This is a genomic window from Caulobacter sp. 05L422 (assembly GCF_056397765.1).
In genome coordinates, this window is record NZ_JBFTOB010000026.1 from 83117 (window position 1) to 94177 (window position 11061).

12 protein-coding genes are annotated in these 11061 nt (G+C 68.1%); 10 read left to right on the top strand and 2 right to left on the bottom strand.

The window, feature by feature from the left end; genetic code table 11:
- The first annotated feature begins 344 nt into the window (after positions 1–344).
- Entirely contained in the window at positions 345–1889 is a 1545-nt protein-coding gene (gene ftsZ / locus AC1DMQ_RS22185) for a cell division protein FtsZ (protein ID WP_477035707.1), read from the top strand.
- A 121-nt stretch (positions 1890–2010) separates the two neighbouring features.
- On the opposite strand, the gene AC1DMQ_RS22190 is transcribed toward ftsZ, so the two are convergent.
- A complete protein-coding gene (locus tag AC1DMQ_RS22190; protein ID WP_477035708.1) occupies positions 2011–2259 on the bottom strand; it encodes a hypothetical protein in 249 nt (82 codons plus the stop codon).
- 154 nt (positions 2260–2413) lie between these two features.
- Between AC1DMQ_RS22190 and AC1DMQ_RS22195 the strand changes: the two genes are divergently transcribed.
- The 9 genes from AC1DMQ_RS22195 to AC1DMQ_RS22235 all read left to right on the top strand — a co-directional run bounded on the left by AC1DMQ_RS22195 (position 2414) and on the right by AC1DMQ_RS22235 (position 10521).
- Positions 2414–2884: an Lrp/AsnC family transcriptional regulator gene (locus tag AC1DMQ_RS22195; protein WP_477035709.1), complete on the top strand. Its 471-nt coding sequence runs from the start codon at positions 2414–2416 to the stop codon at positions 2882–2884.
- A gap of 5 nt (positions 2885–2889) precedes the next feature.
- Positions 2890–4080 carry a sialidase family protein gene (locus tag AC1DMQ_RS22200; RefSeq protein ID WP_477035710.1) on the top strand — a complete coding sequence of 397 codons (1191 nt, stop codon included), beginning with the start codon at positions 2890–2892 and terminating at the stop codon, positions 4078–4080.
- Between the two features lie 259 nt (positions 4081–4339).
- Positions 4340–5461, top strand: a complete 1122-nt coding sequence (locus AC1DMQ_RS22205; protein WP_477035711.1) for a pyridoxal phosphate-dependent aminotransferase — start codon at positions 4340–4342, stop codon at positions 5459–5461.
- Between the two features lie 16 nt (positions 5462–5477).
- Positions 5478–6539: a 4-hydroxyphenylpyruvate dioxygenase gene (gene hppD, locus AC1DMQ_RS22210; protein WP_477035712.1), complete on the top strand. Its 1062-nt coding sequence runs from the start codon at positions 5478–5480 to the stop codon at positions 6537–6539.
- A gap of 166 nt (positions 6540–6705) precedes the next feature.
- Entirely contained in the window at positions 6706–7995 is a 1290-nt protein-coding gene (gene hmgA, locus AC1DMQ_RS22215; RefSeq protein WP_477035713.1) for a homogentisate 1,2-dioxygenase, read from the top strand.
- Between the two features lie 47 nt (positions 7996–8042).
- Complete coding sequence (locus tag AC1DMQ_RS22220; RefSeq protein WP_477035714.1) at positions 8043–9050, top strand: fumarylacetoacetate hydrolase family protein; 1008 nt, start codon at positions 8043–8045, stop codon at positions 9048–9050.
- Complete coding sequence (locus tag AC1DMQ_RS22225) at positions 9047–9418, top strand: Rieske (2Fe-2S) protein (RefSeq protein WP_477035715.1); 372 nt, start codon at positions 9047–9049, stop codon at positions 9416–9418. Before AC1DMQ_RS22220 ends, AC1DMQ_RS22225 begins: the two co-directional genes overlap by 4 nt.
- Positions 9419–9538: 120 nt before the next feature.
- A complete protein-coding gene (locus AC1DMQ_RS22230; RefSeq protein WP_477035716.1) occupies positions 9539–9739 on the top strand; it encodes a hypothetical protein in 201 nt (66 codons plus the stop codon).
- Positions 9740–9963: 224 nt separating this feature from the next.
- Complete coding sequence (locus AC1DMQ_RS22235) at positions 9964–10521, top strand: GNAT family N-acetyltransferase (protein ID WP_477035717.1); 558 nt, start codon at positions 9964–9966, stop codon at positions 10519–10521.
- A gap of 68 nt (positions 10522–10589) precedes the next feature.
- Here AC1DMQ_RS22235 and AC1DMQ_RS22240 read toward each other — a convergent pair.
- Positions 10590–11061: flagellin (locus tag AC1DMQ_RS22240; RefSeq protein WP_477035718.1), on the bottom strand; the 472-nt coding region annotated here is incomplete at its 5' end.

Consider the following 11061-nt stretch of genomic DNA (forward strand, 5'->3'; position numbering starts at 1 on the left):
TAACAGACCTTAAGCATAAGCGTTTACGATCTAAGTGTCGGAAACACCTGACAGCCTAGTTTTCGAGGCTCTGAAAACGGGGTTTTCCAAGGCTTTTTGCGTCAGCGGCGTTCCGCCGCACGGCCCTTCGGGGTACCTTCGGGAACCCAAGGAATCCCTCGTGATTCCTTTGGATAACTGGATTTTTCCAGCCTCTTTGGGGTCGACCGAGGGCCGACTCACATTATGGAGTTAACCACCGATTAAGGTTGGTGGTTGTTCTGTTAACCGGATCGTCGAGATGACTCCCGGCGGTTGAACCGCTCGGCAGTTGACGAATTCGGCGTTTAAGACGCGAGGCTCCCATGGCAATTTCTCTTTCCGCGCCGCGCACCACTGAACTGAAGCCGCGTATCGTGGTGTTCGGAGTCGGCGGCGCCGGTGGCAATGCTGTCAACAACATGATCGAGGCCGGCCTCGAGGGTGTTGAGTTCGTGGTGGCCAACACCGACGCGCAGCAGCTCCAGTTCGCCAAGACCGACCGTCGCATCCAGCTCGGCGTGCAAGTGACCCAGGGCCTGGGCGCGGGCGCTCATCCCGAAGTCGGCATGAGCGCCGCCGAGGAGAGCTTCCCGGAAATCGGCGAGCATCTGGACGGCGCGCACATGGTGTTCATCACCGCCGGCATGGGCGGCGGCACCGGCACCGGCGCGGCCCCGATCATCGCCAAGTGCGCCCGCGAGCGCGGCATCCTGACCGTCGGCGTCGTCACCAAGCCCTTCCACTTCGAAGGCCGTCACCGCATGCGTCTGGCCGACGCCGGCATCGGTGAGCTGCAACGCTATGTCGACACCCTGATCGTCATTCCGAACCAGAACCTGTTCCGCGTCGCCAACGAGCGCACGACCTTCGCCGAAGCCTTCGGCATGGCCGACCAGGTGCTGCACTCGGGCGTCCGCTCGATCACCGACCTGATGGTCCTGCCGGGCCTGATCAACCTCGACTTCGCCGACGTCCGCACGGTCATGACCGAAATGGGCAAGGCGATGATGGGCACCGGCGAGGGCACTGGCGAAGACCGCGCCCTGATGGCCGCCCAGAACGCCATCGCCAACCCGCTGCTGGACGAAGTCTCGCTGAAGGGCGCCAAGGCCGTGCTGGTCAACGTGACCGGCGGCATGGACATGACGCTTCTCGAAGTCGATGAAGCGGCCAACGCCATCTCGGATCAGGTCGACCCGGAAGCCAACATCATCTTCGGCGCCGCCTTCGACCCGTCGCTGGACGGCGTGATCCGCGTGTCGGTGGTCGCCACCGGCATGGACGGCGCCTCCATCGCCCAGATCGAGCCCAAGCCCGTCTCGCGCAACACCACGGCCCAGCCGCTGATCGCCGAGACCCGGCCCACCACTCAAATGGCTGCCCCGCAAGCCGCTCCGGCCCCGACCACGGCTGAAGCCGGCCGTCCGGGCATGCGCTACGAGCCGCGCCCGATCGAGCGTCCCGCCGCGACCGCGTCCTACGCGCCGGAACCGGTCTATGAAGAACCCGCCCCGATCGTCGAAGCCCAGGAAGACCTGCACTTCGAAGAGCCGGTGATGGAAGAGCCCCGCGTCGCCGCCCCCGCCCCGCGCGTCACGCGCATCGTCGACCCGCTGGTCGCCGAAGCGGCCGAGGTCGAGGACGAGCCGCTCTACAGCGAAACCTACGAGGACCGCCGGGCCCAGAAGTCGGGCGGCTGGATGAGCCTGTTCGGCGGCGGTCGCCAGCAGCGCTACGAGCAACAGCCCGCGGCCCAGCAGCCGCAGCGCGGCTCGGCCCGTCCGGCCCTGCAGCCGCTGGACCAGCCGACGGCTGAAGAAGGCGAGGATCTGGAGATCCCGTCCTTCCTGCGCCGCCTGGCCAACTGAAAGTCCCGATAAGTTTAGTGGCGTACCAGTAAGCGTAACCGAGACCCCCGGGGCGAAAGCTTCGGGGGTTTTGCTTTGTGGCTCGGGGACAGGCGCATGCGCCCGTCCCCGTCCGTTTGCTCTAGTGGGTCTTGGCGGCCGCGTCGGCGGCGGCGTCGGTCTTGCGCTCGGCCGCGCCGACAGCGTCGGCGGTGTTGTCAGCGGCCTTGTCGGCGGCGGTGTTGGCGTTGTTGGCGGTGTCCTGCGCGGCCGACGAGGCGGCGGCGCCGGCCTGATCCGCGGCGGCGGCCGTGTGGTCCTCGGTCTTCTGCGAGCAGGCCATCAGCGACAGGCTGGCGACGGCGGCGGAAATCAGCAGGGCGGTGCGCATGGGTTTCTCCGTGGGGCGGGACGTTGATCGTCCTCGCGGGCTCCAACGCCTCAGTCTGAAGTAAGGCTCCGGTTGAACGCCTGACGGTGTCCCGCAGCGATCAATCACGCTAGTCTTGGCACGATCTGCCAAGCCGCCTGAAGATTGGGTCACGATGAAGCTCACCCGCGCCGATCGGAAGATCCTGGAAATCCTCCAGCAGGACAGTTCGGTCACGAACGTCGAGCTGGCCGAGCGCGTCGGCCTGTCGCCCAGCCCCTGCCTGCGGCGGGTCAAGCAGCTGGAGGCCTCGGGCCTGATCTCCGGCTACGTCGCGCTGCTGGACCGGCGCAAGGCGCGGCTGGACCTGCTGGCCTATGTAGAGGTCCAGGTCGACCGCCACAGCGAGACCGCCGCCGAGGCCTTCGCCGAGGCCGTGCGGCGCGAGCCGATGGTGGTGGGCTGCCACGCCATGACCGGCGGCTACGACTACCTGCTGCGGGTGGTGGCGCCCAACCTCGACGCCTATGCCGACTTCACCATGAAGCGCCTGCTGAAGATGCCGGCCGTGAAGGACATCCGCTCAAGCTTCGTGCTGGAGACCATCAAGGACGCGACGGCCCTGCCGCTGGACTATCTGGAGTAGGGCGGATGATCAGGCTCCTGGCGGCGGGCGCGGCGGTCCTGGCCCTGACGGCGGGCGCCGCGGAGCCCGTCGCGCCCTACACGGTCGCGCCGAACCTGTTCCAACAAGGGCGTCCGGACCTGGGGCTGCCGCCGGCGCCCGGCGCGCAGACCTTCACCGTCTTCGCGCCGATGGAGGAGACGGACCGCTTCAGCAACGGCGTGGTGCTGATCCCCTTCAAGGGGCGGCTGTACGCCCAGTGGCAGAGCTCGGCCCGGGACGAGGACTCCGCCGACACCTGGGTGGCCTACAGCGTCAGCGACGATGGCCAGACCTGGAGCGCGCCCATGAGCCTGGCGCCGGCCGGGGAGGGCGGGGTGATGCGCTCCAGCGGCGGCTGGTGGACGGACGGCAAGGTGCTGGTCGCCTACGCCAATGTCTGGCCCGAGGGTTTCCAGTCGGGCGCCGGCGGCTACGCCGAGTACCGCACCAGCCGCGACGGCCGGACCTGGAGCGCGCCGCGCCGCGTGATGGGCGCGAACGGCCGCCCGGTCGAGGGCGTGATCGAGCAGGATCCTCATCGGATCGACGGGCGGGTGATGACGGCCTTCCACCTGCGCCCGGGCATGATCGCCAAACCGTTCTTCACCGACGATCCGCTGGGGGTGAAGGGCTGGACCGAAGGGCGGATGACCAGCCTGCCGCGCGCCGCCACGGGCGACGCCGCCGCGCCGCACGAGCGCCGGCTGAGCCGGGAGATCGAACCCAGCCTGTTCCGCCGCGCCGACGGCTGCGTGGTCATGGTGTTCCGCGACGAGGACCTGAGCTTTCGCCAGCTGGCGTCCGAAAGCTGCGACCGGGGCGCGACCTGGACCGCACCGGCCCTGACGGCCATGCCCGACTCCCGCGCCAAACAGAGCGCCGGCAACCTGCCGGACGGTTCGGCCTATCTGGTCAACGCGCCCAACGCCGATCGCCCGCGCATGCCCCTGGCTGTGACCGTCAGCCGCGACGGCCGGCTTTTCGACCGCAGCTGGCTGCTGCGCGGACAGGGCGACCTGCAGCCGCTGCGGTTCGAGGGGAAGTACAAGCGGCCGGGTTATCACTATCCCAAGAGCGTGGTCTGGAAGGGCTGGCTGTACGTCGGCTACGCGGCCAACAAGGAAGACGTCCAGGTGACCCGGGTCCCGGTGAAGGCGCTGGTTTCGCCCAGATAGCCAAAAGTCCTTCCCTCTCCTTGCGGGGAGGGCGGCGGCGAAGCCGGGGACATGCGCTCGCGCGTGTCCCCAAGCCTGTCCGCGCGTCTATTGGGGACACGCACAAGTGCATGTCCCTGTTCGCCGGTCTCATCGGATCGAGATTTTGGTCATTGTTAGCATAAAATGACCGTTTGTGGATAAGTGACGGTCATCATCGCCACATCTCGTCGTGGCGAACGCCGTATCCTGCCGCCGTACCCCTCCCGGAGCGCGGCGCATGCTGGTTGTCGATCAAAAGTCCCTGTCGCCCGCCGTGGTCTCGCCGGTGCGTCCGGCCCTGGAAGGCGTCACCGCCTACAAGGCCGGCATGACCCTGGCCGAGGCCGGTCGCCTGGCTGGCCGCACCGATCTGTCCAAGCTGGCCAGCAACGAGAACCTGCTGGGCTGCAGCCCCAAGGTCGCCGAGGCCGTGCAGGCCGCCCTGGCCAGCCCCGAAATCTATCCGGACCCCTATTGCGAGACCTTGCGCGCCGCGATCGGCGGGCGGCTGGCGGTCGATCCGGCCCGCATCGTCATGACCCCGGGCTCGGAAGCCCTGATCGACTACCTGTTCCGCGCCGTGCTGCACCCGGGCGACAGCATCCTGCTGAGCTCGCCGACCTTCCCGGCCTACGAGATCTTCGGTCGCTGCGCCGAGGCGACCTTCATCGACGTGCCGCGCCTGGCCAATTTCGACCTCGACGTCGAGGCCTTCAAGGTCGAGGCCGCCAAGGGCCCCAAGCTGCTGGTGCTGTGCACGCCCAACAACCCGACCGGCAACGCGATGAGCGGCGTCGACATCGGCGAGATCCTGGCCGTCACCCCGCGCTCGACCGTGGTCTTCGTCGACGAGGCCTATCGCGAATATCACGAGGACTTCGACACCCTGGCCCTGCTGAAGGCCTGGGGCGGCAGCTGGGTCTCGGGCCGCACCTTCTCCAAGGCCTACGGCCTGGCCGGCATGCGGGTGGGCTACGGCATCTGCTCGTCGGCCGAGCTGGTCGGCTACCTGGACCGCATCCGCCCGCCGTTCAACGTGACCGCCATCAGCCAGGCCGCCGCCCTGGCCGCCTGGAACGACGTCGAACACCTGGAGCGCACGATCGCCCTGACCATCGCCGAGCGCGGCCGGGTCGAGGCTGTTCTGGACGCCATGGGCGTGGAGCGCACCGCCAGCGCCGCCAACTTCGTCTTCCTGCGCACCCCGGCGGGTCCCGAAGCGACCGCCGCGCGTTTGTTGCGGGAAGGGCTGATCGTGCGGCCCACGCCAGTGCCCGGCGGCTGGGTCCGGATCACCATCGGCCGTCCCGCCGACAACGACCGCCTGATCGCCGCCCTGCCGGCCGCCCTCGCTCTCTGAGTTCGGAGACACAGTCATGACCACCAACGCACAGAACCCCCTGGGCCTCGACGGCTTCGTCTTCGTCGAGTTCACCAGCCCCGAGCCGGCCGCCATGAAGGCGCTGTTCGAGCAACTGGGCTTCGTCGCCGCCTCGACCCATCCGACCAAGGCCGTGACCCGCTACAAGCAGGGCCGCATCAACCTGCTGGTCAATGACGAGGCCACGGGCCAAGTCGCAGAGTTCCGCGCCGCCCACGGCCCGTCGGCCAACGGCATGGCCTTCGGCGTCGAGAACGTCGAAGCGGCCTATGCCGAGGCCCTGAAGCGCGGGGCCGTGGCCGCCGACGCGTCGAAGACCGTGCTGGGCGACGGCGCCCGGGTGCTGGAAGGCATCGGCGGCTCGATGCTGTATCTGGTCGAAGGCCCCGACGCGGTGTTCGCCAGCTGGACCCCGGTTCCCGGCGCGGCCGAGGCGGAGGCGGCCAACAACGTGGGCCTCGACCTGCTCGACCACCTGACCCACAACGTCAAGCGCGGCCAGATGCGCACCTGGTCGACCTTCTATCGCGACGTCTTCGGCTTCGAGGAGCAGAAGTACTTCGACATCAAGGGCCAGGCCACGGGCCTGTTCAGCCAGGCGATGATCGCCCCCGACAAGGCCATCCGCATCCCGCTCAACGAGAGCCAGGACGACCAGAGCCAGATCGAGGAGTTCATCCGCCAGTACAACGGCGAGGGCATCCAGCACCTGGCCCTGACCACGCCCGACATCTACGAGACCGTCGAGAAGCTGCGGGCCAGGGGCGTCAAGCTGCAGGACACCATCGAGACCTATTACGAGCTGGTCGACAAGCGCGTGCCCGGCCATGGCGAGGACACCGAACGGCTGCGCAAGAACCGCATCCTGCTGGACGGCAATGTCGGCGAGGAGGGCCTGCTGCTGCAGATCTTCACCGAGAACCTGTTCGGGCCGATCTTCTTCGAGATCATCCAGCGCAAGGGCAACGAAGGCTTCGGCAACGGCAACTTCCAGGCCCTGTTCGAGAGCATCGAGCTGGACCAGATCCGCCGCGGCGTGATCACGGTCGAGGCTTAGGCTTCCCGACCGGCGGAGGAGGGCGTTTACTGGACGTCCCTTCCTCCGTCTTCCCGGCGAAGGCCGGGACCCAGGTGACGCCCACGAACCGCTCCGGATGAATCTGGATCCCGGCCTTCGCCGGGAAGACGGCGGTGGGGAGGATACGCATGAGAACCCGATCCGCATGACCGACGCGCTCGCCTACCAATCTGGCTTCGGCAACCACTTCTCCAGTGAGGCGGTCCCCGGCGCCCTGCCGGTCGGCCAGAACTCGCCGCAGAAGCCGCCGTTCGGGCTGTATGCCGAGCAGCTGTCGGGCACGGCCTTCACCGCCCCACGCCACGAGAACCGCCGCTCCTGGCTGTATCGTCTGCGGCCCAGCGCCGGCCACGGGCCCTATGCGCCCTACGCCCAGGACAGGCTGAAGAGCGGCCCGTTCGACGCCGCCGCGCCCACCCCCAACCGCCTGCGCTGGGATCCGCTGGAGGTCCCGGCCGAGCCGACCGACTTCGTCGATGGCCTGGTCACGATCGGCGGCAACGGCGACGTGGCGACCCAGGCCGGCATGGCCGCGCACCTGTACCTGGCCAACCGCTCGATGATCGACCGGGTGTTCCAGAACGCCGACGGCGAACTGCTGATCGTGCCTCAGCAGGGCGAGCTGCACCTGGTCACCGAGTTTGGCCGCCTGGACGTCGCGCCCGGCGAGATCGTGGTGATCCCGCGCGGCGTCCGCTTTCGGGTCGAGATCGCCGGTCCGGTGCGCGGCTATGTCTGCGAAAGCTACGGCGCGGCCTTCCGCCTGCCGGACCTGGGCCCCATTGGCTCGAACGGCCTGGCCAACAGCCGCGACTTCCTGGCCCCCGTCGCCGCCTTCGAGGACCTGGAGCGCCCCACCGAGGTGATCCAGAAGTTCCAGGGCGGCCTGTGGATGGGAACCTGGGACCACAGTCCGCTCGATGTCGTCGCCTGGCACGGCGACCTCTCGCCCTACAAGTACGACCTGGCGCGGTTCAACACGATCAACACGGTCAGTTTCGACCACCCCGACCCGTCGATCTTCACCGTCCTGACCGCGCCCAGCGAGATTCCCGGCACGGCCAATGTCGACTTCGTGATCTTCCCGCCGCGCTGGATGGTGGCCGAGCACACGTTCCGCCCGCCCTGGTTCCACCGCAACGTGATGAGCGAGTTCATGGGGCTGGTGCACGGCGCCTACGACGCCAAGGCCGGCGGCTTCTCGCCTGGCGGGGCCAGTCTGCACAACGCCATGAGCGATCACGGCCCCGACGTGGCCAGCCACAAGGGCGCGACCGAGGTCGAACTGAAGCCCCACAAGATCGACGGGACCATGGCCTTCATGTTCGAGAGCCGCTGGGTGATCCGCCCCACGAAATACGCTCTGGAGACTTCGGCGCTTCAGGCCGACTATGACGCGTGCTGGACGGGCTTCCCAAAGGCCAAACTGCCTTAGAGAAGCAAGCCTGCCCTAAGAACAACGACAGCAAAGAGGAAGCGCCCATGAAGCTCGCGTCTCTGAAGGGCGGCCGCGACGGCCGGCTGGTGGTGGTCTCCAACGACTTGGCCTGGTTCACCGACGCCGGAACGATCGCCCCGACCCTGCAAGCCGCCCTCGACGACTGGGAGCGCTGCGAGCCGATGCTGAAGGCGCTGGCCAGGAGCGTCGAGGACAGCGGGGTGCCGCTGGAACGGTTCCACGAGCACGACGCCGCCAGCCCCTTGCCCCGCGCCTACCAGTGGGCCGACGGCTCGGCCTATGTGAACCACGTGCAACTGGTGCGGCAGGCCCGCGGGGCCGAGATGCCCGAAAGCTTCTGGACCGATCCGTTGATGTACCAGGGCGCGTCGGACGGTTTCCTGGGGCCGCGCGACACCATCCCGCTGAGCAATTCCGCCTGGGGCTGCGACCTGGAGGGCGAGGTGGCCGTGATCGTCGGCGACGTGCCGCTGGGCGCGACCCGCGAGGAGGCCCTGGCCGCCATCACCCTGGTCATGCTTTGCAACGACGTCTCCCTGCGCAACCTGATCCCGGCGGAGTTGGCCAAGGGCTTCGGTTTCGTGCAGTCCAAGCCGGCCAGCGCCTTTTCGCCGGTCGCCGTCTCGGTCGACGCCCTGGGCGACGCCTGGAAGGACGGCAAGCTGCACGGCGCGCTGCTGGTCACCCTGAACGGCGAGGACTTCGGCAAGGCCGACGCCGGCGTCGACATGACCTTCGACTTCGGGACCCTGGTGGCCCACGCCGCCAAGACCCGCGCCCTGGCGGCCGGCACCATCATCGGCTCGGGCACGGTCAGCAACCGCGACGCCGGCGGCGGGCCCGGCAAGCCGATCGCCGAAGGCGGCCTGGGCTATTCGTGCCTGGCCGAGCTGCGCACGGTCGAGACCATCCTGGGCGGCGCGGCCAAGACGCCGTTCCTGATGGGCGACGACACGGTGCGCATCGAGATGCGCGACGCCAAGGGCCACTCGATCTTCGGCGCCATCGAGCAGACGGTCGAGCGCATTTGAGCCAAGACGTTCAGGTCGGGCGGGTCTGGACGACGCCGGCCGGCGTCAAGCTGGGCCCGCTCGACCAGATCGCCGATCCCGGGGCGCGGAACTATGTGCTGCAGATCGGCGACAAGCGCTTCCACGGCTTCGTGGTGCGGCGGGGCGGGGCGGCGTTCGGCTATGTCGACCGCTGCCCGCACGCCGGACTGCCGCTGGCCCAGGTGCTGGATCGCTACCTGACCGACGACGGCGCGCTGATCGCCTGCTCCTGGCACGGGGCGCTGTTCGAACCCGAGACCGGCGCCTGCGTCGGCGGGCCGTGCGTCGGGGCGCGGCTGTCGCCCTGGCCCGTCCGGGTCGAGGACGGGCGGATCGTCACGGCCTGAGCTGTCTGCCCAAACTCGCCTGCACGAAAACTCCACGGCCCGTCCGCCGCCCGTGGAAACCGTCGCCACGATCGGGCGATCCCGCGGCTCTAGCCTGTTTCGACAGAGCAGGAGCCGACAATGCCTTTCGACCAGATCCAGGTGCGCGACTACGCCGTGGTGATCCATGCCGGCAACGACGAATGGACCTGGCAGGTGATGGATTTCAACGCCCGCGTCGCCGCCCAGGGCGAGGCGCCGGATCGTGAGAGCGCCTGGCGCAGCGGCATGTTCGCGGCGGGAGCGGTCGGGGCGTTCGCGCGGATCGGCCGGCGCGGATAAGCCAAACCTACCGGCAAAAGAAAGGCCGCCTTCCACAGGAGAAGAAGACGGCCGAAAGTCGCATAGGAGGAAACGCCCAGAAGGGCTGAGACCTCTATAGCCGAATGTCGCTTTCGTGACAACGTTGTCATTGGAATTTTTTCAGGCAACGCTGAAAACTCTTGTTTCCTTGGGTCGGCGGTCTTGGCGCGGGCCGGGCGCGCCGCCAAGTTCGGTGCATCCAAATGGAGCCGCCCGTGAGCTTGACCCTTCGCCTCGCCGTTCCCGAGGATCTGCCCGCCCTGCGCGACCTGATGAACGCCTCGATCGGCGAGCTGCTCAAGCCGTTCCTGAAGGCCGATGAGGTGGCCGCCTCGTTCGACATCATGGGTCTGGACAGCCAACTGATCGCCGACGGCACCTATTTCGTGGTCGAGGACGATGGTGCTCTGGCCGGCTGCGGCGGCTGGAGCCGGCGGGCCACCCTGTTCGGCGGCGACCACTCGGCCGGACGCGACGCCGCCCTGCTGGATCCGGCCCGTGACGCGGCCAGGGTGCGGGCCATGTACACCCACCCCGATCACGTCCGCAAAGGCGTCGGGCGGCTGGTCCTGGACGCCTGCGAGGCCGCGGCGGCGGGGGAGGGGTTCACGCGCTGCGAACTGGCCGGGACCATGGCCGGCGAGCCGCTGTACCGCGCCTGCGGCTATCACGAGATCGAGCGGTTCACCGCGCCGACCTCCAGCGGGGTCGAGGTGCCGCTGGTGCGGATGGGCAAGGCCCTGTCGCGGGCGGCCCAATAGGAAAAGGGCGGGTCCGAGGACCCGCCCTTCTTACGCTACTTACGCTACTGAACTTCAGCTTGGTCCGATTAACGGAACAGGCTCAGGATCGAACCGGTCGACTGGTTGGCGATCGAGAGCGCCTGGATGCCCAGTTGCTGCTTGGTTTGCAGCGACTGCAGCTTGGCGCTTTCCTTGGCCAGATCGGCGTCGACCAGGTTGCCCACGCCGGCGTCGAGGCTGTCTTGCAGCTTGCCGACGAAGGTCAGATGGGTGTCCAGGCCGGTCGAGCTGGTGCCCAGCGAAGCCAGCTTGTTGGTGGCCGTGCCCAGCGCCTTGCTGACGGTGTCGATCATGGTCTTGGCGGCGGCGGCCGACGTGAACGTCGACGTCGAGGCCAGGCCCAGACCAGCCAGCGAGATCGTCTTGGCGCTGACGGTGAACTGCGAGCCGTCCGAGTTGGCCAGGAAGGCCAGCTTGGTGGTCGAGCCGTCGGCGATCGAGACGCCGTTGAACTTGGCGTTGGTGACAGCCTTGGTGATCTGGTCGCGCAGGCTGTTG

Coding starts and splice junctions, on each gene's coding strand:
- hppD (WP_477035712.1), top strand. CDS start 5,478: ATGACCACCAACGCACAGAACCCCCTGGGCCTCGACGGCTTCGTCTTC.
- AC1DMQ_RS22200 (WP_477035710.1), top strand. CDS start 2,890: ATGATCAGGCTCCTGGCGGCGGGCGCGGCGGTCCTGGCCCTGACGGCG.
- AC1DMQ_RS22220 (WP_477035714.1), top strand. CDS start 8,043: ATGAAGCTCGCGTCTCTGAAGGGCGGCCGCGACGGCCGGCTGGTGGTG.
- AC1DMQ_RS22205 (WP_477035711.1), top strand. CDS start 4,340: ATGCTGGTTGTCGATCAAAAGTCCCTGTCGCCCGCCGTGGTCTCGCCG.
- AC1DMQ_RS22190 (WP_477035708.1), bottom strand. CDS start 2,259: ATGCGCACCGCCCTGCTGATTTCCGCCGCCGTCGCCAGCCTGTCGCTG.
- ftsZ (WP_477035707.1), top strand. CDS start 345: ATGGCAATTTCTCTTTCCGCGCCGCGCACCACTGAACTGAAGCCGCGT.
- AC1DMQ_RS22235 (WP_477035717.1), top strand. CDS start 9,964: ATGGAGCCGCCCGTGAGCTTGACCCTTCGCCTCGCCGTTCCCGAGGAT.
- hmgA (WP_477035713.1), top strand. CDS start 6,706: ATGACCGACGCGCTCGCCTACCAATCTGGCTTCGGCAACCACTTCTCC.
- AC1DMQ_RS22230 (WP_477035716.1), top strand. CDS start 9,539: ATGCCTTTCGACCAGATCCAGGTGCGCGACTACGCCGTGGTGATCCAT.
- AC1DMQ_RS22195 (WP_477035709.1), top strand. CDS start 2,414: ATGAAGCTCACCCGCGCCGATCGGAAGATCCTGGAAATCCTCCAGCAG.